Annotated in this window: 10 protein-coding genes; 7 read left to right on the top strand and 3 right to left on the bottom strand. The window is 61.4% G+C overall.

What is annotated here, in order from left to right; genetic code table 11:
- Positions 1 to 82 precede the first annotated feature (82 nt).
- The 3 genes from AC1MEK_RS10095 to AC1MEK_RS10105 all read left to right on the top strand — a co-directional run bounded on the left by AC1MEK_RS10095 (position 83) and on the right by AC1MEK_RS10105 (position 10,735).
- Entirely contained in the window at positions 83 to 2,173 is a 2,091-nt protein-coding gene (locus AC1MEK_RS10095) for a putative bifunctional diguanylate cyclase/phosphodiesterase (RefSeq protein WP_480396129.1), read from the top strand.
- A gap of 69 nt (positions 2,174 to 2,242) precedes the next feature.
- Positions 2,243 to 2,989, top strand: a complete 747-nt coding sequence (locus AC1MEK_RS10100; protein ID WP_480396130.1) for an SDR family oxidoreductase — start codon at positions 2,243 to 2,245, stop codon at positions 2,987 to 2,989.
- 198 nt (positions 2,990 to 3,187) lie between these two features.
- Complete coding sequence (locus AC1MEK_RS10105) at positions 3,188 to 10,735, top strand: Tc toxin subunit A-related protein (protein WP_480396131.1); 7,548 nt, start codon at positions 3,188 to 3,190, stop codon at positions 10,733 to 10,735.
- A gap of 17 nt (positions 10,736 to 10,752) precedes the next feature.
- On the opposite strand, the gene mapR is transcribed toward AC1MEK_RS10105, so the two are convergent.
- Both mapR and AC1MEK_RS10115 read right to left on the bottom strand, forming a co-directional pair.
- On the bottom strand, positions 10,753 to 12,204 hold the full coding sequence (gene mapR / locus AC1MEK_RS10110; protein ID WP_480396132.1) for a GntR family transcriptional regulator MpaR: 1,452 nt from the start codon (positions 12,202 to 12,204) through the stop codon (positions 10,753 to 10,755).
- A 220-nt stretch (positions 12,205 to 12,424) separates the two neighbouring features.
- On the bottom strand, positions 12,425 to 12,673 hold the full coding sequence (locus tag AC1MEK_RS10115; RefSeq protein ID WP_480396133.1) for a DUF3203 family protein: 249 nt from the start codon (positions 12,671 to 12,673) through the stop codon (positions 12,425 to 12,427).
- Between the two features lie 128 nt (positions 12,674 to 12,801).
- Here AC1MEK_RS10115 and AC1MEK_RS10120 point away from each other — a divergent pair, with 128 nt between their 5' ends.
- Positions 12,802 to 13,314 (top strand): MgtC/SapB family protein, encoded by a 513-nt coding sequence (locus AC1MEK_RS10120; protein ID WP_480396134.1) that lies wholly within the window; start codon positions 12,802 to 12,804, stop codon positions 13,312 to 13,314.
- Between the two features lie 93 nt (positions 13,315 to 13,407).
- On the opposite strand, the gene AC1MEK_RS10125 is transcribed toward AC1MEK_RS10120, so the two are convergent.
- A complete protein-coding gene (locus tag AC1MEK_RS10125; RefSeq protein WP_480396135.1) occupies positions 13,408 to 13,572 on the bottom strand; it encodes a hypothetical protein in 165 nt (54 codons plus the stop codon).
- 334 nt (positions 13,573 to 13,906) lie between these two features.
- Here AC1MEK_RS10125 and AC1MEK_RS10130 point away from each other — a divergent pair, with 334 nt between their 5' ends.
- The 3 genes from AC1MEK_RS10130 to glgB are packed head-to-tail and all read left to right on the top strand — an operon-like array spanning position 13,907 to position 21,517.
- Positions 13,907 to 15,943, top strand: a complete 2,037-nt coding sequence (locus AC1MEK_RS10130; RefSeq protein ID WP_480396136.1) for an alpha-1,4-glucan--maltose-1-phosphate maltosyltransferase — start codon at positions 13,907 to 13,909, stop codon at positions 15,941 to 15,943.
- 16 nt (positions 15,944 to 15,959) lie between these two features.
- On the top strand, positions 15,960 to 19,280 hold the full coding sequence (gene treS / locus AC1MEK_RS10135) for a maltose alpha-D-glucosyltransferase (RefSeq protein WP_480396137.1): 3,321 nt from the start codon (positions 15,960 to 15,962) through the stop codon (positions 19,278 to 19,280).
- Positions 19,281 to 19,282: 2 nt separating this feature from the next.
- Complete coding sequence (glgB, locus tag AC1MEK_RS10140; RefSeq protein WP_480396138.1) at positions 19,283 to 21,517, top strand: 1,4-alpha-glucan branching protein GlgB; 2,235 nt, start codon at positions 19,283 to 19,285, stop codon at positions 21,515 to 21,517.
- The last annotated feature ends 994 nt before the right edge of the window (positions 21,518 to 22,511 follow it).

Consider the following 22,511-nt stretch of genomic DNA (forward strand, 5'->3'; position numbering starts at 1 on the left):
TTTCCTGGGAAAACCGGTAGAATCCGCCGCCGTATTCCTGGGCTGTCAGAGCCTTTCCTGGTTGAGTCATGAGTCGCGCCCCATGCTGATTGGACACTACACGTTGTCGCTGGTCCTGGTCTCCATTCTGGTGGCGATCCTGGCGTCCTACACCGCGCTGGACCTGGCCGGGCGCATCGTGGCTTCCAGTGGCCGATCACGGGCCATGTGGATTGGCGGTGGTGCCTTGTCCATGGGCATCGGCGTGTGGTCGATGCACTTTATCGGCATGCTCGCCTTCAGCCTGCCGATCGATCTGGGTTTTGATCTCTCCCTGACCCTGTTCTCGCTGCTGGTGGCCGTGGCCTCGTCGGGGTTTGCCTTGTGGCTGGTCAGCCACAAGCACGTGCCGCTGCTGCATGTGCTGTTCGGCGCGCTGGTGATGGGTACCGGCATCAGCACCATGCATTACACCGGCATGGCTGCCTTGCACATGCAGCCGGGCATCGATTACGACCCCACGCTGTTCGTCGCTTCACTGATCATTGCCGTGACGGCGTCGGCCGCTGCACTGCTCATCGCTCTACGCCTGCGCAAGGAAACGCCCTACGTGCGCCTGTGGCGTGGCGGTGCGGCAGTCGTGATGGGCTTTGCCATCGTCGGCATGCATTACACCGGCATGGCGGCGGCGAACTTCCCGGAAGGCAGTTTCTGTGGCGCGGCCATCACCGGCCTGCGCGCCGACGGCCTGGACAAACTGGTGCTGGTCACCAGCCTTGCGGTGATGGCCATCTCGCTGCTCACTTCGGTGCTGGATGCGCGTCTGGAAGCGCGCACCGCGCAGCTGGCCAAATCCCTGAGCGAAGCCAACCGCGAGCTGACCCAGCTGGCCTTGCACGACACCCTGACCGGGCTGCCCAACCGCATCCTGCTGGCCGACCGGATCGAGCAGGCCATGCGCAAGGTTGATTCCCAGGGCGGGCTGTTCGCGCTGATGTTCATGGACCTGGACGGCTTCAAGCCAGTCAACGATGCCTTCGGCCACCACGTGGGCGATCTGCTGCTCAAGGAAGTGGCGGCGCGTATGCGCGAGAATTTCCACCGCCACGACACCCTGGCCCGTATCGGCGGCGACGAATTCGTGCTGCTGGTGGAACTGGAAGAAATCGACGACGCCACCACAGTCGCCTCGCGCCAGGTGGCGCTGGTCAGCAAGCCGTTCAACGTCCAGGACCACGATCTGCAAGTGACGGTGAGCATCGGCATCAGTCTGTACCCGGGCAACGGCCGCACCCAGCAGGAGCTGCTGATGAACGCCGACGCCGCGATGTACCACGCCAAGAGCGCGGGTAAGAACGGCTACAGCTTCTTCGACGCCTCGATGAACACCAACGCACGCAATCAACTGCAACTGCTGCAGGACTTGCGCATCGGCCTGCGCGAAAACCAGTTCTGCCTGCATTATCAGCCCAAGTTCGCTGCAGGTTCCGGCGATCCGGTGGGCGCCGAGGCGCTGGTGCGCTGGAATCACCCCGAACACGGCCTGCTGATGCCGGACAAATTCATCGGTCTGGCCGAAAAGACCGGCCTGATCATCAACATCGGCGAGTGGGTGCTCAACGAAGCCTGCCGGCAGATGCGCGTCTGGTACGACGGTGGATTCACTCACTGGCGCATCGCGGTGAACCTCTCGGCGCTGCAGTTCTGCCATGCGGGGCTGGTGAAAAACGTCGCGCAAGCTCTGGCAACGCACGGGCTGCCGGCTAACTGCCTGACCCTGGAGATCACCGAAACCACCGCCATGAGCGACGCCGATGCCAGCATGACCGTGCTGCAGAAGTTGTCGGACATGGGCGTGGACCTGTCGATCGACGATTTTGGCACCGGTTATTCGAGCCTGATGTACCTCAAGCGCTTGCCGGCCAACGAGCTGAAGATCGACCGCGGCTTCGTGCGCGAGCTGGAGCGCGACAGCGATGACGCGGCGATTGTCTCGGCCATCGTCGCCCTGGGCCAGGCGCTGAACCTGCGCATCGTCGCCGAGGGCGTGGAGACCACCAGCCAGCAAAGCTTCCTGACGCAGCTGGGATGTGACTCGCTGCAAGGTTATCTGCTGGGGCATCCATTGCCAGCGGACCGCTTCATGGCGGATATTAGCGCGGCGCGCAAACGCATCGAAGAGAGCACCCTCTAGCAACGACACGCTCTGACGTACCACGTGTGGCACCCCTCTAAAAGGCTTGGATTTTTAATCGGAAATTCCATGGATAAAAACCTCCTCATCACTGGCGGCTCCAGAGGTATCGGCGCGGCCACGGCAGTTTTGGCGGCATCGCAGGGTTATCGCGTCTGTATCAACTACCTTTCCGATCACGCCGCAGCCGAACGGGTCTGCGGGCAGATTCGCGAGGCGGGCGGGCATGCCATCGCGGTCCAGGCCGACGTCAGCAACGAAGACGAAATCATCCGCCTGTTTTCCCGGGTCGACTCCGAACTTGGGCGCATCACCGCGCTGGTCAACAATGCCGGCACCGTGGGCGAGACGTCCCGGGTCGATACCATGTCCGAGTTTCGCCTGCTCAAGATCATGATGAGCAACGTGGTCGGCCCCATGCTGTGCAGCAAACACGCGCTGCTGCGCATGCTGCCGCGCCACGGCGGCCACGGTGGCAGCATCGTCAACGTGTCCTCGGTGGCGGCGCGGCTGGGCTCGCCGGGCGAATACGTCGACTACGCCGCCTCCAAGGGCGCGCTGGACACCTTCACCATTGGTCTTGCCAAGGAAGTGGCGGGCGAGGGCGTGCGGGTCAATGCGGTGCGTCCCGGTTACATCTTCACCGAGTTCCACACCCTCAGCGGCGATCCGCAACGGGTCAGCAAGCTGGAGCCGACCATTCCCATGGGCCGTGGTGGCCTGGCTGACGAAGTGGCCGAGGCGATTGTCTGGCTGCTGTCGGACAAGGCGTCGTACTCCACCGGGACTTTCATTGATCTGGGTGGCGGCCGCTAGTCGTCTTCTGGCATCGCGATCACGGCGCGACGGGTTATCGCGACTCAGTCTAACCACCGGTCAACCTCCACCCTTGGCCCTGGTGGAGACCTTCTAGCCTGAAAGGACTGCATAAGGAAGTTGCACTCCGGGCCCGGTACACGCTGTGCCGGGCAATGAGCCGTCGAAAGACGGTGACAGGCCAGAAAGGACTCCGCCATGGACCAGGGACGGCTCGCGCTCTTCAATACTCTTGCCGCACAGAGCGGCTTTTCTTCCCTTGCCGCCGTATCGCTGCTGGCACCGGCTGCGTTCATTCAGCGTATGCAAGACCAGTTGGCGCCTGATGACGCGTTGGCCATGCACGCCAGCGCAAGGCAGGCTCATGACGAGCTGCGTTTGCTGGAAAAAAACATTCTGGTGCGCAGTTCGCCGCGCCTGCCGGAAGCCGTGCGGCTGGGCCTGCGTTACCCCGATGTGTCGCTGGACGATTACCAGGAATGGTTCGGCGGGCGGGCCATGGCCTACGTCAGCCAGGGCAGCGTGGCCTCTATGTTTTCCCCGGCGGCCTATCTCACAGAGCTGTATCGCGCAGCCTGTACGCTGTACCCGGCGGACAGCCGGTGGAGCATCCAGACCCGGCGCCCGGACCTCGCAGGACTGGCGCTGAGCCAGTTCAACATGGATACCGAAGTCACCGCCCTGACGTTGTCCAACGAGATCCTGATGAGCCACGGGCGAGACGTGCTGACAGCCGCGGGCGAAGAGGAGGTGACTGACGATGCGGTGATGCAGGTATTGGCGACCCACGACACCAGTAGCGCCACCCCTTGGCACTACCACCATGCGCGGCTGCGCCAGGTGCGCGAGCTGCAGGACCCGTCATTCAAGCATCTTTTGCTGTCCCCGGCAGTCACCGGCGAACTGAGCGGTCCTACCCGAGCGGGCATGTACTACGACGTTTCGCCCTCGCTGTATGCGCTGCTGACGGAGGAGGTGACGGCCGAAAATGCCGAGGAGTTGTTCGCTGAACACTTTGGCGATATCGAGCCCGAGATGTTTTTGCAGCCCAGTCAGTTGCGGCGGTGGTATGACCTGACTGACGAGGAGCTGCGGGCGTTTTTGGTCGAGGCAAGGGGGGAGGGCTCCCGGTATGTCGACAGGACGTTAAACACTTGGTTGGGTGGGCAGCTGTTGCGATTAAGTTATACACACGGTGCCAGCAATCCCGGGAGTGCTATCAATTACATGAACATCTTTCCGCTCTCAGCGACCGAGTGGCGGATTGAGGCAAGCAGAACAGCGATTAATCCCGCTGGTTGTTTTTTCGTTCTGTACGGAGAGGCGTTCGATGAAAGCATTACGGTTCGAGATGATGCCCCAGTGGCCAGTAACGAGCCGACGATCCAGGTCATTACGAACGCGAGAGGTTTTCCCACCTACGGCAGTTTCACGTTGCAGGTCGGCAACGCTGACAATGGCGGTGCATCGACGGCCAACTACAACATCCAGACGCTACCCGCACACGCTTTCGCCCTCAAACTGAACAAGGCCATCCGCCTCTACAAGGCCACTGGCCTGGCACCGCGGGTTCTGGAAAACCTCGTCAACAGCGTCAACCCTTCGCAGATCACCGATGAAACCTTGAGTCTGTTGTTCCAAAGCGCAGTGGTAACAGAGCGGTATTCCATCGCCCATGACGACGCCATCGTTCTGTGTGCCGGGTTGATTTCGGTGCAGGGGCACAATGACCAAGCGAGTCAGTTCGACCGTTTGTTCAATCTGCCACCGTTGATCGAGGGCGGCTTTTACCCTGATACAACCCTCCAGATTGACCTGAGGCTCGACGCAGTTCAGACACACAGCGCGATCAAAGCAGTGCTCAAACGCGCCTGCCATACTGATGATGCCGGGTTGTATGCGTTGAAATTGATCATGCACTCGGGATCCCCCGCTGCAACTCTGCCCCTTAAGCTCATCGATCTGTCGCGGATGTACACCCTCAGCCTGTGGGCACGGTTGCACGGTCTGTCCCCCGATGAACTGCTACGCCTCTTGGGTATGCTTGGACTTCCCACGAATTTTTATACCAAGCCCACGCAAGACTGGCTGGACCTGCTAACCCGGCTTTATGCGGCCTGTCAGTGGCTGTCTGCCCGACACTGGCGGGTCAGCGACCTGGAATTGCTCACCCGGGACGTCAGCCAATTGCCATCCAACGCGGAAATCGACGGGCTGCGCCAGAGCCTTGCAGACCGGCTGATGGCTACGGGCTCGGCAACCTGGACCCTTGATGAGGCGATCAAACTGTTAGCGCCGGTCCTCAGTGCGCTGTTTCAGCTGCCCGGCGAGGCAGTGGGCGCCACGCTGTTGCGTTGGGCTGATAAAGCCCAACCGGCAGCGCTTACCGTCGCACAGTTTTGCGCGCTGTTGATTGAGCTTGAACCCACAGCAGATGAACAACAGAACATCACCGCGTTCTGCTACAACCTGGCGCAGATGGCACTGATCTACCACGGCAGTGGTGCGACCCCTGACGCCATGACGCTATTTGTCGACAAGCCTGAATCGCTGGCCGCCGACGCTGCCGAAACCGGAGGTGCGTTGAAACGCAGTACGGCCGTGGTCATGGCATTGTGCGATTTCAGCGCCTGGCTAAAAGGCCTGCCGGGCGATGCCGGTGTTCTGCTGACAGCACTGGCAGGGGCGTCGGGCGTAACGCCCGAGATATTGGCGCAGGCGTGTGGTATCGACCCGGCCACGGTGGCTCAGGCCTGCTCGGCAGCAGCGCTACCCGCCGCCCTGGCCAGCCACGAACAACTGCAAGCGGCGATGCAGTGGCTGACGTTGGCTAGAACCTACAATGTCATGCCCTCCAACCTGGCCCAGTTGCTGACCTTGGATTACACCGCAGAACCCCAAGCTCTATGGGGCACCTGGAAAACCGTGGCCGATGCTTTTGAAGCGGGTTTGAGCCCCGCTCAATCCACTCAACTGCAACGGGCGCTGTCCGAAGGCAAAAGCGCTGCCCTGAGCGGCTGGCTGCTGGCCGAACATATGCCGTTCCAGGTGCTGACCGGCCGTGAGGCACTCTCCGACTATCTATTGTCGGACAACACCAACGGCGCCCAGGTCATCACCTCGCGCATTGCCGAAGCCATGGCCTGCCTGCAAGCGTTTGTTCACCGGACCCTGCAAGCCCCGGAAAGCAGCGCTGAACTCGATAAAACGGCGTTGTCCGGCGAGTTTTTCACCAACTGGGCACGATGGAATGCGCGCTACAGCACCTGGGCCGGCGGGCGCAAATTGATCCACTACCCCGAGAACTACATCGACCCCACCGTCCGCCTCGGGCAAACCCCGATGATGGACAACCTGCTGCAGAACCTGGGCCAGGCGCAAGTCAACACCGACACCGTAGGCGATGCCTTTCTGGGTTACCTGAGCGGCTTCGAAGAGGTCGCCAACCTGGAAACCCTCAGCGCCTACCACGACAGTTTCGACCACGACAACGGCAAGACCTGGTTCATCGGCCGCAGCCAGGAAGCGCGAACCGGCGATGATTTCGCCCAGGCTGGCCAGTATTGGTGGCGCTGGGTCGATGAAGGCAAGCGAGGGCCCGAGGGCAAACTGCCGGCCAATGCCTGGTCCGCCTGGACCCGGATCACCTGCGGGCCGCAGCCTTGGGGTGATTGCATTCGTCCGGTGATCTACAAGAAGCGTCTTTATGTGGTGTGGCTGGAGAAACAGCTTAAGGAACCCGAGAGCGAAACCGGCACAGAAGCCACGGCTGCCAAATGGACGTTCCGGCTTTGCATCAGTTATCTGCGTTATGACGGCGGGTGGAGCGTGCCGTTGGTGAAGGTGATCGAGGGCGCTGTTACTCAAGTATGGGCTGACGCGAGCGTTCCCCATTCGTTGTATCTGAGCGACTACGAAACCGTGAATGCGGTGATGATCACTTTTTATGATCGTGTGAAAACAGGCACCAACCGGGTGCCCACCTTGGCATTACGGCTGCATGAAAACATGACGTTTTCCACCGTCGATACAGTGATTGCAACCGCCGAACTGAGAGCGGTGGACGTGCAATTGGATACCCCGTTGCGGCAGGGGTGTAATTATAAATATGGAATGTCGTTCAATGCTGAAAATACGTTGAAGCCCTTCAATTCCCTTGGTGGAGTGCCTGCCGGGTTTGAGAAATTCGAAGCGCGGATTACCAATGTTGAGGTGGTAGCGGACAGTGTTGTTCCCGAGGAAAAGTACGCACTTAGACTGAGCACGAATCTGACGGTGGATAAAAATAGCAATGCGTTGACAAAGTTGCTGTCGTATTATCCTGAGCTCGCAGAAATCGTCGGGCCTGTCAAATGCTTGGAGTGGTATGACGATGTCGCAGTGATCCACTCGAGTGGAACGAGTTATCTGATTGTGCGTGAAGACATCAGCAGTTGGCTTTCTCGTATGTTGTGGGTCAACGTTATAGATCCCGTACCTGTGCATCATGTTCACTTCAATGATAAGAATTATGTTTGCGCACAGTTTCCTCACCGCGTGGAAAATCTTGAATGGGCTGAAGTTATTTTTACCGGAAACTGGTTGGAACGGCACAGGATTCAATTCTCGTTGTGGTGGCCGAGTGCGTCCGAACAGAGCGTAGAACCAGCTTCTATGCAACCCATCGTTCCGGGCGAGCAAGTACGAAGATGGCATCAGAAGGATGATGGCAGTTGGATGCATTTTTACAAAACCTCCCCATTGGACTTGAGTGCCGGGGAGGTCACTGTCTCGCATTCGGCGACTACGCCAACCTATGACATCAGCGCGTGGGAAGGAAAGAACGAGCGCCTTCACACCATAGGATTCGAGTGCGGCATCGGCAACAGACGCAACTACACCCTGCGCGTCTTCAGAACGCTTGAAGGCGAACTCGCCGCCGACGTTCTTCAAACCCACGACAACGGTGCTCAATACTTGCAGCACAGTGCTTATCGCACGCGGCTCAATACCCTGTTCGCCCGCTCCTTGACCGAGAAAGCCGAAGCCGGCATCGACAGCATTCTGGCCTACGACACCCAGACCGATTCCCGGGAACCGCAGCCCGGTGAGGGGGTGTATCTGGAAGTCGGGCTGCCTCGGTACAACGCCGAGGACCATGGCAATTCCCGGGCAACGGCAATCTGGTTGAACAACGGCAACTATTGCTTCTGGTCAGGCAACCTGCTGGATACCGAAGCACAAAGTATTCGCGTGTTCGCCCCGTATTCATGGGCAGCCGTCAATGGCATTGGCTTTCCTTCCGGCGCTGAGCTGAAGGTGTTTGTCACCTCCAAGGGGGTGAAACCGCAGTTGGGCACTGTCAAGTTCACTCTGGACAGTGCGCTTTACAAAGTCACTGGTGCCACCTTTGAAACCGCTGTCACGCCAGCGCCACCGACCGGTTTCACCGCCCAGATACTCGATGACAACACCGAACCCATGGACTTCGCCGGGGCCAACGCGCTGTATTTCTGGGAGTTGTTCTATTACACGCCAATGATGGTGATGCAGCGTTTCCTGCAGGAGCAGCGCTTCGATCAGGCTGAGCAGTGGCTCGATTACGTCTGGCAACCCGGCGGCTACATCGTGCGCGGCACGCACACACCGCGTATGTGGAACGTGCGGCCCTTGCAGGACGACCAGAGCTGGAACAGCGAGCCGCTGCTGGCCTATGACCCGGACGCCGTGGCGCAGAACGACCCGATGCATTACAAGCTCAACGCCTTCATGCGCAGGCTGGACATCCTCATCGGCCGTGGCGACGCCGCGTACCGGCGGCTGCAACGCGACACTCTGGTGGAGGCTCGCGTCTGGTATGGCCAGGCCCTGCGGCTGTTGGGCGAGGCACCGTGGGAAGGGGCGGCGGACAGCTGGAGCGATCCGTCTCTGAGCGCCGCGGCCAGCGATACCGTGCAAGCGGCGCACCTTGAGGCGTTGGCGCTGTTGCGCGAGGGCCAGGTTCACGATGCGGCTCGCAGTGCGCAGGTTCAGGAGACTATCCGCACCGCGTCACTGTTTTTCCCTGAGCTCAATGAGCAAATGCAAGGCTATTGGCAAACCCTGGCGCTGCGGCTTTACAACCTGCGGCACAACCTGACCATCGATGGCTTGCCACTGATGTTGCCGTTGTATGCGCAACCAGCGGACCCCAACGCGTTGCTGGCCAGTGCCGTGGCGGCCGAAGGCGGTGCGGGCAGCGAATTGCCGGAGATCAACGACGTGCCGGCGCTGCGTTTCCAACCCTTGCTGGAAAGCGCCCGGGGTGTGGTGGGCCAGTTGATCCAGTTCGGCAGCAACTTGCTGCAGATTCTCGAGCGCCAGGATGGCGAGGCACTGTCCGAACTGTTGACTACCCAAGGTGTGGAGCTGGCCAAAAGCAGCGTGGAGGTCCAGAAGCAAACGCTCAACGAACTGGCCGCCGAACGCGCGGTACTGCTGCGCACCCAGCAAACCGCCCGCATGCGCCTGAGCCACTATCAGGTGCTTTACGACGAAGACATCAACAGCCGTGAAACTCAGGCGATGAACCTGATCAGCAGCGCCCAGACGTTTACCTCGGTTGCCCAGGGCCTTTTCGCAGCGGGTGCGGCCATTTCTGCGGTGCCCAATATTTTTGGTCTTGCCAACGGGGGCCATCAACCGGGGCAGATCCCGATTGCCATCGGGCACGGCCACTTACTGATCGGTGAAGCGCAGCAGGTCGCGGGCACCCGTATCGCCCAGGAAGAGGCCTACCGCCGCCGTCGGCAGGAGTGGGATGTGCAGCGCAAGCAAGCCGAGTACGAATGCGCGATGGTGCAGACACAACTCGACGCCTTGAGCGTGCGCGAGGAGTCGGCGCGCATGAACATCCAGCATCTGACCCTGCAGCACAGTAACGCCGAGGCGCAACTGGCGCTGTTCCAGGACAAGTTCACCGGCAAGGCGCTCTACAGCTGGCTGCGTGGACGGCTGGCCACGGTGTATTTCCAGTATTACGACCTGGCCATTTCGCGCTGCATGATGGCGCAGAAATCCCTGCAGTGGGAGAAAGGCGACACCACCGCCTACCTGAGGGCCGGGACCTGGCAGGGCACCCGGGCGGGCCTGATGTGCGGTGAAGGTCTGTTGTTGGCGCTGGCACAAATGGACGACGCCTGGCTCAAGTGGAGCCAGCGCGGGCGGGAAATCACCCGTACGGTGTCGTTCAATGCGCTGTATCTGGAAAAACGCGCCGAGGAGGATCCTGCGACCCTGGCCGATGCCATCGCCAGCGTGCTGGACAGCAGTGGCGGCGAGCCGGTCGGACCAGACGAGCTGAAGCTGTACATCACCGGAGGGCAACTGGCGATCGAGCTCAACCCCAGCGCCCTGAATATCGCCAGTGATTTCCCCATGGAAGGCAAGCGCCGGGTGCACAGCCTGGCAATGACCCTGCCTGCATTACTGGGGCCTTATCAGGACATCAGGGCAGTCCTGCACAGCAGCGACACCAGCCTGCCCGCCGGTTGCCGGGACGTGGTCATCTCCCGCGGCATGCTGGACAGCGGCACCTTCCCGGCGGAGGTGGACAACGGTCGCTGGTTGCCGTTTGGCGGGCGCTGGTTCCCCTTCGAGGGCATGGATTTGAGCAGCCAGGACACCCGGCTGACGCTGAGCTTCCCGGATGCCAGGACTGATCAGCGGGCGATGCTGGAGAGTCTGACGGATGCCATCCTGCACGTGCACTACACGCTGCGCAGTTGAGCGGTCGGCGAGGTCATTCACTCGACCAGCAGCGAGCGAATGATCTTGCCCAGGGTTTCCATCGCCCGTTCCGCGGTGTCGCTCCACGGAGTGCCGTAGTTCAGGCGGATGCAGTTCTTGAAGCGCCGGGTCGGCGAGAACATCGGCCCCGGCGCGATGCTGATGCCTTGGGCCAGGGCGATCTGGAACACTTTCAGTGAGTCGACCTGTTCCGGCAGTTCCAGCCAGAGAAAGTAGCCGCCTGAGGGCTGGCTGACCCGGGTCTGCGCCGGGAAATAGCGCGCGACGGCACCCAGCATCGCCCGCAGTTGATCTTCCAGGCTGTTGCGCAGTTTGCGCAGGTGTCGGTCGTAGCCGCCATGTTGCAGGTAGTCGGCGATGGCGGCCTGGGCGGGCATCGAGGCGCACAGCGAGGTCATCAGCTTCAGCCGCTCGACCTTCTGCGCGTAGCGTCCGGCAGCGACCCAGCCCACGCGATAGCCCGGGGCCAGGCTCTTGGCGAACGAGCCGCAATGCAGCACCAGTCCTTCGGTGTCGAAGGCCTTGGCCGGTTTCGGCGCATTCTGGCCGTAATAGAGCTCGGCGTAGACGTCATCCTCGATCAGCGGCACCTGATGCTTGCGCAGCAGTTCCACCAGGTCGCGCTTGTGTGATTCGGAAACCGACGCGCCAGTGGGGTTCTGGAAGCTGGTCATGCTCCAGCAGGCCTTGATCGGGTAGCGTTGCAGCGTCTGTTCCAGCACCGCCAGATCGATGCCGGTCTGCGGATGCACCGGAATCTCCACGGCCTTGAGCTTGAGCCGTTCCAGCACCTGCAGGCAGGCGTAAAACGCCGGGGCTTCGATGGCTACCAAGTCGCCCGGCTCGGTGACGGCCTGCAGACACAGGTTCAGCGCCTCCAGCGCGCCGTTGGTGATCAGCAGTTCTTCCATGGGCAGAATCTGCCCGGCCACCATATAGCGCAGGGCAATCTGCCGGCGCAGCACCGGGTTGCCCGGCGACAGGTCGCTGACCACCATGCTCGGGTCCATATCGCGGGTGGCGCTGGCCAATGAGCGTGCCAGGCGCTGCAGGGGGAACAGTCCGGCGCTGGGGAACGCCGAGCCAAATGGCACGGTGTTCGGGTCCTTGATCGACTCCAGCACCGAAAACACCAGTTCGCTGACGTCCACTTCGGTGCTCTCGCTGACCTGGCCTTCAGGGGCGACTGGCTGCGGTGCGGGCATCTGGAAGTGCTGGCGAGTGAAGGTGTCGTTGACGAAGCTGTCGTTGACGAAATACCCCGAACGCGGCCGGGCGCGGATCAGGCCGCGCCGTTCCAGCAGGTAATAGGCCTGGAAGACGGTGGAAGGGCTGATGCCGTGGGTCTGGCTGGCATAACGCACCGAAGGCACGCGCTGACCGGCGGCGAGTACGCCGGAACGGATCATTTCGGCGATGTCGTCGGCAAACTTTTCATAACGCTTCATGGAGGGCTCGCGAATATTCGGTGCAGACAGGCGCTGAATATGCGCGTCAGACTGTTTTCAGTACAGAGGCAGTTTTTGCGATAAACACCGGATCAGATCGGGTCCCCATCGCCCCCGTAGCAGTCCGGCTTGCCGGCGGAAGCGGTGTGTCAGTCAACATCGTCGTCACAGATACATCGCCCCGCCGGCAAGCCGTGCTGCTACGGGGCTGTGCTGGCCTTCAGATGACTGGCGAGTCCTCGCCAGGCTCCACGCCAATGGTGTGATGGCGCATGTCTTTCGCTTTGTACACCGTCAACGCATCGGCCTCGGCCTCGGTGATCGGCACTTTCTTGCCGCCGATCTCGGCTTCGGACATGTGCGTCGCGTCGTTGGTGGTGATCACCACATCGACCACCGCGCTGCGATGTTGCGCGCCGTCAATGTACGCCGAGCAGTATTCATGGGTGCTGTCGAATTCCAGAGGCATGATCGCGCTCCTTCAAGGGGTATGAAGGTGCGACTGCGTGCATGCCTGCATCGTTTCCGGATTCCGACCACCAGCACTCTGGCAGTGCTGCGCGGTCCATGGGTTATCAGCGCCCGGAAGAACTTGCGATGAACACCTGGTGGCAAGAAGTCGTCGACACACTGCAAACCGAATTCTCGGACATTACCGATGCGAAACAACTGACTCAGGTGGTGATCCGGCTGGTCATCGCGGCGGTACTGGGCGGCGTTCTAGGGTTTGAACGCGAACACAAGGGCAAGGCGGCGGGCGTGCGAACGCACATGCTCGTGTGCATGGGCGCGGCGTTGTTTGTGCTGGTGCCCCGGCTGGCGGGGGCCGACGATGCGGCGATGAGCCGGGTGGTGCAGGGCATCGTTGCCGGGATCGGCTTTCTCGGCGCGGGCACCATCCTCAAGGGCCAAAAGCTCGACATCGCTCAAGTGAAGGGCCTGACCACGGCGGCAGGGTTATGGATGACGGCGGCCATCGGCATTGCGGCGGGCATGGGGCGCGAAATGACAGCGGTGGTGAGCACCATTCTGGCGCTGGGGATTTTCAGTCTGGTGCCATTGATTACCGACAGGTTTGATCATCCCGAAGAAGACACACACCAACCGTAGCAGCACGGCTTGCCGGCGGGGCAATGTATCTATGACGACGATGTCGACTGACACACCGCTCCCGCCAGCAAGCCGTGTTGCTACGGACCGCGTTTATTCACACAAAATGGCGGGCGGCTCCTGATTGGGCGGATCGCCCTTGGGCGGTTCGATCACCGGCGGCATGGTCGGCGGCGGTGGTTCTTCGGGCTTGGGCACCGGCAATTCAGGGTCGTCGATGTTCGGGTCGGGCGTCTCTGCGGGAATGGGAATGTTCATTGCTTCTCCTTCTTCCAAGCGCAGGGTGAACAGGCGGGAATACCGGGTTTCAGCGCGCTTGCAAGCTTGGACAGCACAGCTTTTTGAAGATTTCCCGAGATTTTCCGGTGCATCGCGATCGTGCGTCTAAGCTGGGCAACGGATCGAATTTTTGCCGCACAAGCTCTTTGAACTTTTCCCCGGGGCAGGCTTCGGAACCTATGCGGCCGCGTGGAGACAGCCTTCGGCGCGGTGGTTTTGCTTTATGTGTTCAAGGATTCGATGTCGATGGAAAGGACTCTCAGCTCTCAGTTTTCAACAAGGAACGTCCGTGGGGCGTGAGGAGTGATGCTCGATGAATGTGACTGCTGATCAGCCATACGGCCCTGATTCTCTGGCCACCGATGTTCCCCACCCAACCAAGCCCATCCCCCTGACCCAGGCCTTGCAGCTGCCGCGCATCATCATTGAAGACACGCAGCCGGTGATCGAGTCCGGCAAGCTGGCGGCCAAGGCGATCATCGGCCAGCCGGTGACTGTGACCAGCAAGGTGTTCGCCGACGGCCACGACAAGATGTCGGTGCGCATCCGCTATCGCGCCGCCGATGAAGAGCAATGGCACCAGGCGCCGATGCGCGACCTGGGCAATGACAGCTGGATCGGCGAATTCACCCCGAGCCGGGTCAGCCGCTATCTGTTTCGCCTCGAAGCCTGGATCGACCAGTTCGCCAGTTATCGCTACGAGCTTGAGAAGAAGTACGCCGCCGGGGTGTCCATCGCCCTGGAGCTGGAAGAAGGGCGCCTGCACCTGGTGCATGCCGCCGAACGCAGCCAGAAGGAACTGCGCGGGCAGATCGACAGCCTGCTGCGGCGCTTGGGCGAGAACACCGATCACGAAGCCCAGGTCGCGTTGCTGCTCAACAGCGAAACCGCGGCGATCATGGCCCATGCCGACAATCACGCGTTCTTGAGCCGCAGCCTGGAATTTCCGCTGGACGTGGAGCGCGAACTGGCGCAGTTCGCCAGCTGGTACGAACTGTTCCCGCGCTCGATCACCGACGACAAGCAGCGCCACGGCACCTTCAACGACGTGCACAGCCGCCTGCCGATGATCCGCGATATGGGCTTTGACGTGCTGTATTTCCCGCCGATCCACCCGATTGGCCGGGCCCACCGCAAGGGTCCGAACAACTCACTGAAGGCAGGCCCCGACGATCCGGGCAGCCCGTACGCCATCGGCAGTGCCGACGGTGGCCATGAGGCGATCCATCCGCAACTGGGCAGCCGCGAGGATTTCCGCAATCTGGTCAAGGCCGCGGCCGAGCATGGCCTGGAAATCGCCCTGGACTTCGCCATCCAGTGCTCTCAGGACCACCTGTGGCTCAAGGAGCATCCGGGCTGGTTCTCGTGGCGGCCGGACGGCACGATTCGTTACGCGGAAAACCCGCCGAAGAAATACCAGGACATCGTCAACGTCGATTTCTACGCGCCCGATGCCATTCCCAGCCTGTGGCTGGAATTGCGTGACGTAGTGGTGGGCTGGGTCGAGGAGGGCGTAAAGATCTTCCGCGTCGACAACCCGCACACCAAGCCGTTGCCGTTCTGGCAGTGGATGATCGCCGATGTGCGCGCCCAGTACCCGGACGTGATGTTCCTCGCCGAGGCCTTCACCAAGCCGGCGATGATGGCGCGCCTGGGCAAGGTCGGTTATTCCCAGAGCTACACCTATTTCACCTGGCGCAACACCAAGGCCGAGCTCTCCGAGTACTTCACCCAGCTCAACCAGTCGCCGTGGCGCGAGTGCTACCGGCCGAACTTCTTCGTCAACACGCCGGACATCAACCCGTACTTCCTGCATGACTCGGGGCGCGCGGGCTTTCTGATCCGTGCCGCGCTGGCGACCATGGGCTCGGGCCTGTGGGGCATGTATTCGGGCTTCGAGCTGTGCGAATCGGCGCCGGTGCCGGGCAAGGAGGAGTACCTGGATTCGGAGAAATACGAAATCCGCCCGCGGGATTTCACTGCACCGGGCAACATCATCGCCGAGATCGCCCAGCTCAACCGCATCCGCCGGCAGAACCCGGCGCTGCAGAGCCACTTGGGCCTCAAGGTGTACAACGCCTGGAACGACAACATCTTCTACTTCGGCAAACGCAGCCACGATGGCAGCAATTTCGTGCTGGTGGCGGTCAGCCTCGACCCGCACCACGCGCAGGAGGCGCACTTCGAATTGCCACTGTGGGAAATGGGCCTGCCCGATGACGCCGCCACCTTTGGCGAAGACCTGATGACCGGCCACTCCTGGACCTGGTACGGCAAGACCCAGTGGATGCGTATCGACCCTTCTTATCAGCCGTTCGGTATCTGGCGCATCAAAGCCCCATACCCATAATTCGAAGGACGTGGTCATGGCCAAGAAAACCCGGAACGCAGCCTTTATCGACGACCCGCTCTGGTACAAGGACGCGGTGATTTACCAGGTTCATGTGAAGTCCTACTTCGATTCCAATGACGACGGAATCGGTGATTTTCCAGGCCTGATCGCCAAGCTGGACTACATCGCCCAGCTTGGCGTCAACACCATCTGGCTGCTGCCGTTCTACCCCTCGCCACGGCGCGACGACGGCTACGACATTTCCGACTATCGCGGCGTACACCCCGATTACGGAACCATGGCCGATGCGAAGAAATTCATCGCCGAGGCCCACAAGCGCGGGCTGCGAGTGATCAGCGAGCTGGTCATCAACCACACCTCGGACCAGCACCCGTGGTTCCAGCGCGCGCGGCACGCGAAAAAGGGCTCCAAGGCGCGGGACTTCTACGTCTGGTCCGATGACGACCAGAAATACGACGGCACGCGCATCATCTTTCTCGACACCGAGAAATCCAACTGGACCTGGGACCCGGTGGCCGGGCAGTACTTCTGGCACCGGTTCTACTCCCATCAGCCGGACCTCAACTTCGACAACCCGCAAGTGATGAAAGCGGTGCTGGAGGTGATGCGCTACTGGCTGGACATGGGCGTCGACGGCCTGCGCCTCGACGCCATTCCTTACCTGATCGAGCGCGATGGCACCAACAACGAGAACCTGCAGGAAACCCATGAGGTCCTGAAGAAGATCCGCGCTGAGATCGACGCCAATTACCCGGACCGCATGCTGCTGGCCGAGGCCAATCAGTGGCCGGAAGACACCCAGCTGTATTTCGGCGATCGCAAGGGCAAGGACGGCGATGAATGCCACATGGCGTTTCACTTCCCGCTGATGCCACGCATGTACATGGCCGTGGCCCAGGAAGATCGATTCCCGATCACCGACATCCTGCGCCAGACCCCGGAAATCCCGGAAAACTGCCAGTGGGCGATTTTCCTGCGCAACCACGATGAGCTGACCCTGGAAATGGTCACCGACCGTGAACGCGATTACTTGTGGAACTACTACGCCGCCGACCGCCGGGCGCGGATCAACCTCGGCATTCGCCGCAGGCTGGCGCCGCTGCTGGAGCGCGACCGGCGCCGTGTGGAGCTCCTCAACAGCATGTTGTTGTCCATGCCAGGCACGCCGACCCTGTATTACGGCGACGAAATCGGCATGGGTGACAACATTTACCTGGGCGATCGCGACGGTGTGCGCACGCCCATGCAATGGTCCATCGACCGCAACGGCGGCTTCTCCCGCGCCAACCCGGCAAGCCTGGTGCTGCCGCCGATCATGGACCCGCTTTACGGCTTTGCCTCGGTCAACGTCGAGGCGCAGGACCACGACCCGCACTCGCTGCTCAACTGGACCCGGCGCATGCTCGCCGTGCGCAAACAGCAGAAGGCGTTCGGCCGCGGCACCCTGAAAATGCTCTCGCCGAGCAACCGCCGGATCCTGGCGTATACCCGGGAGTACACCGGGCCCGATGGCAAGAGCGAAATCATCCTGTGCGTTGCCAACGTCTCGGCCGCCTCCCAGGCCGCCGAGCTCGAGCTGTCCCACTACTCCGGCACGGTGCCGGTGGAGATGCTCGGTGGCAGCGCCTTTCCCCCTATCGGCCAGCTCAATTACCTGCTGACGTTGCCACCCTACGGCTTCTACTGGTTCTTATTGGCCGCGGAGAATCAAATGCCCAGCTGGCACGTCGAACCGGCCGAAAGCATGCCGGATTTCCCGACCTTGGTGCTTAAACAGCGCCTGGAAGAACTGCTCGAACAACCCCTGCGCCAGACCATGGAGCAGACCTCGCTGTCGGTCTACCTGCCCAAGCGCCGCTGGTTCGCCGGCAAGAGCACGGCCATCGATAACGTGCACATTGCCTACGCGGTGCGCTTTGGTACTGCCCAGCGGCCGGTGCTGCTCAGCGAGATCGAAGTCAGCGCGGGCGGCGAAGTCAGCCGTTACCAGCTGCCATTCGGCTTTCTTGCCGAGGACGACTTCAGCAGCGCCTTGCCGCAACAACTGGCGCTGGCGCGGGTGCGTCGCGGGCGGCAGGTCGGGTTGATTACCGATGCCTTCACCCTTGAGCCGTTCATTCGAGCGGTGATCAAGGGCATGCAGGACCAGACGGCGTTGCCGACCGACGACGGCGAACTGCGCTTCCAGCAGACGTCGAAACTGGCGCCCCTGGGGCTGAACGATGAGTCCGAAGTGCGTTACTTGTCCGCCGAGCAGTCCAACAGTTCGGTGGTGGTGGGCAGCAGCCTGGTGCTGAAGATGATTCGCCGGGTCAGCGCCGGGGTCCACCCGGAACTGGAGATGGGCGCGTACCTGACTGACGCTGGTTACCCGCACATTTCGCCATTGCTGGGCGCCGTGGTGCGGGTCGACAACGACGGCCAAAGCAATCTGCTGATGATCGCCCAAGGCTACCTGAGCAATCAGGGCGACGCCTGGGAGTGGACCCAGAACAACCTCGAGCGCGCGGTGCGCGATGAAATGGCTCACGGGCATTCGAACCTTGAGCAACACGCCAATGCGTTGATCGAACTCCAGGATTTCGCCGCCTTGCTGGGGCAGCGTCTGGGCGAAATGCACGCGGTCCTCAGCGCACCTACGGGAAATCCTGATTTCAAGGCCGAGGTCACCACAGCCCAAGATGCCGAGGCGACGGCAAAAAGCGTGTCGGCGCAGGTCGAGCGGGCGCTGGGATTACTGGAGCAGCATCAGGATTCCTTTGAACCGCAGGACCGGCAACTGGTCAGTGAATTGCTTGGCCAGCGCAAGGCGTTGCTGGCGCAGGTCCAGGCGCTGGCCAAACAGTCGGTCGGTGGCCTGCGCATGCGGGTGCATGGTGACCTACACCTGGGCCAGGTGCTGGTGGTCAAGGGCGATGCGTATCTGATTGATTTCGAGGGCGAACCGGCGCGGCCGCTGGAAGAACGACGGGGCAAATACAGTCCGTTCAAGGATGTTGGCGGCGTACTGCGATCTTTCGACTACGCTGGCGCCATGGCCATGCGAAATGCGCTGGCGGCAGACACCTCGCCCGAGGCCAATGCTGCGCGCAAAACCGTTGCACAGACGTATTTGACGCAGGCACGCGAGGCGTTCATGCAAGGCTACAACGAAGCTGCCGCCGACGTCGCTCATGCCTGGAAAGATGCCAAGGGAGAGGCCGCCGCACTGGCGTTGTTCACCCTGGAAAAAGCCGCTTATGAAGTGGCCTACGAAGCCGAGAATCGGCCGGCCTGGTTGTCGGTACCGCTTCAAGGTCTGCGCGGGCTGTTGAACTTGTCTGATGGAGAATGAAAATGAGTGCGTCTGACCCCTTCGGTAAAGGCAATCACGCTGTGTTGCCAAACGCCGGCGACATGGACGCGTTGATCCGCGCCGAACACCCTGATCCGTTCTCCATACTCGGCCCCCACAGCGACGGGAAAAGCGGGCAGGTGATCCGTGCCTACCTGCCCAATGCGCTGGGGGTGCGAGTGTTGTCCCGGGATGGCGAGCGCGATCTGGGTGAATTGAGCATGAGCGACAAACCCGGCTTTTTTGCCGGGCATTTCGAGACCCGCGAGCCGTACCTGCTGAAGATCAACTGGGCCACTGGCGAGCAGATCACCGAGGATCCCTACAGCTTCGGCCAGCAACTGGGCGAGATGGATTTGTACCTGTTCGCCGAGGGCAACCATCGGGATCTGAGCAGCGCGCTTGGCGCACAGGTCAAGAACGTGGACGGCGTCGAGGGCGTGCGCTTCTCGGTCTGGGCGCCCAATGCCCGACGGGTGTCGGTGGTGGGCGACTTCAACAGTTGGGACGGGCGTCGCCACCCGATGCGGTCGCGGCACCCGACCGGCGTTTGGGAAATCTTCATCCCGCGCATCGGGCCGGGTGAACATTACAAGTACGAAATCCTCGGCCAGCACGGCGTATTGCCGCTCAAGGCCGACCCCATGGCGCTGGCGACCAGCATGCCGCCGGACACCGCTTCCAAGGTGGGGGCGCCGCTGCGTTTCGACTGGCAGGACCATGACTGGATGCAGTCCCGCGGTGACAAGCAGGACGTGCACAAACCGTTGTCGATCTACGAGCTGCACGCCGGTTCCTGGCGCTGGCACCACGGCGGCGAAGATGAGCCGGATCGCCCGTTCAACTGGCTGGAACTGGCCGACCAGTTGATTCCTTACGTGAAAGATCTGGGCTTCACCCACATCGAACTGATGCCGATCATGGAGCACCCGTTCGGCGGCTCCTGGGGTTACCAGTTGCTCTCGCAATTCGCCCCGAGCGCGCGTTACGGCACCGCCGAGCAGTTCGCCGCGTTCGTCAACGCCTGTCACCAGAACGACATCGGCGTGATTCTCGACTGGGTGCCCGCGCATTTCCCCACCGACACCCATGGCCTGGCGCAATTCGACGGCACCGCGCTGTACGAATACGGTAACCCGCAAGAGGGTTTCCATCAGGACTGGGACACGCTGATCTACAATCTGGGCCGCACCGAAGTCCACGGCTTCATGATTGCCTCGGGCCTGCACTGGCTCAAACACTTCCACGTCGACGGCCTGCGGGTCGATGCCGTGGCCTCGATGCTGTACCGCGACTATTCGCGCAAGGCCGGGGAGTGGGTGCCGAACCGCTACGGCGGCCGGGAGAATCTGGAAGCCATCGATTTCCTGCGTCACCTCAACGATGTGGTCGCCTTGGAGGCTCCGGGCGCGCTGGTCATCGCCGAGGAATCCACGGCCTGGCCGGGCGTCAGCCAGCCGACCCAGCAGGGTGGGTTGGGGTTCTCGTACAAGTGGAACATGGGCTGGATGCACGACACGCTCAAGTACATCGAACAGGACCCGATCCATCGTCAGCACCACCATGACCGGCTGAGCTTCGGGCTGGTGTATGCGTGGTCTGAGCGTTTCATCCTGCCGATTTCCCACGACGAGGTGGTGCACGGCAAGCATTCACTGATCGACAAGATGCCGGGGGACCGCTGGCAGAAATTCGCCAACCTGCGGGCCTATCTGACGTTCATGTGGACCCATCCGGGCAAGAAGCTGTTGTTCATGGGTTGCGAGTTCGGCCAGTGGCGCGAGTGGAATCATGACACCGAACTGGACTGGCATTTCCTGCAATACGCCGAGCACAAGGGTGTGCACACGCTGGTGGGCGACCTGAACCGGCTGTATCGCTCGGAGAAAGCGTTGCATGAGCAGGACTGCCAACCGCAGGGGTTCCAGTGGGTGATCGGTGATGACGCCGGCAACAGCGTGTATGCGTACCTGCGCTGGAGTCGTGAGGGTGAGCCGCTGCTGGTGGTGGCGAACCTGACACCGGTGCCGCGCCATGGTTATCGGGTGGGGGTGCCGTTCAGTGGCAAGTGGGCCGAATTGCTCAACACCGATGCCGGAGTGTATGCCGGCTCGAACGTCGGCAACGGCGGGGCGGTGATCGCCGATGAGGTCAAGAGCCACGGGCAGGCGGTGTCGCTGGAGCTGAATCTGCCGCCGTTGGCGGTGGTGGTGTTGAAGCCGGTTCGGGAGGGCTGATCGAGCTTTTTGTGTTTCAGGGTTGCCTCTGTTGTTGGGGGCAACCTGGATCTTGGGTTGGGGCGGACATCATCAAGATCAAGAGCGTTCTTCCTAACGTCAGACCTGTTTCGACTTCGTCGAGTTACTTGAAGGGACCAAGTAACCAAGTCCTTGTGCTCCTGGTTTGGGTCCTCCTTCGTCGGACTCCCTTCACTCCGGTCCCGCTCCGTGGGCCCGGCGCGAATGGGCCATCCATGGCCCCGCGCCTCTCGCCGCATCCATGCGGCTCGACCCACTCCACGAGACCTCCATTCAGCCTGCACCGAAGTCGCGTTTTGTGTCGTCTGGGCTATCGCGTACGAAGATCAAGATCAAGATCAACGGCATCGGCTGGGTTTTGTGATCTGCCTTTGATTCTGCCCGGGGGCGTAGGAGCCCGGCTTGCCGGCGATCTGCCGGGCACCGGCAGCAAATCCTGTGCATGCGGTATGTCTGACATGGCCTGGGTGAATGATTTTGCTGCCGCTGCGCGCCAGATCGCGAGCAAGCTCGGCTCCCACGCCCTCTGGGCAGAATCAAAAGCAGATCGCATAACACCAAGCCGTTGCCGTTGCCGTTGCCGTTGCCGTTGCCGTTGATCTTCGTGCGCGATAGCCCAGACACCACAAATCGCGACTTGGGTGCAGGCCGAGCGGAGGCGATGTGGAGTGGGCCAAGCGGCAGGATGCCGCGCGAGGCGCGGGGCCATGGATGGCCCATTCGCGCCGGGCCCACGGAACATCGCCGGAGTGGAGGGAAGTCCGACGAAGGAGGACCCAAACCAGGAGCAAAAGCCCTTGGTTACTTGGGGCTTTTCCAAGTAACTCGACGAAGTCGAAACAGGTCTGACGTTAGGAAGAACGCTCTTGATCTTGAGGAAACCAAGTCACCCGACGAAGTCGAAACAGGTCTGGCGTTAGCCAGAACATTGCGGCCATCACACAAAACCCGGATCAGCGCATAAAACCACCAG

This window comes from Pseudomonas sp. 2, assembly GCF_056627435.1.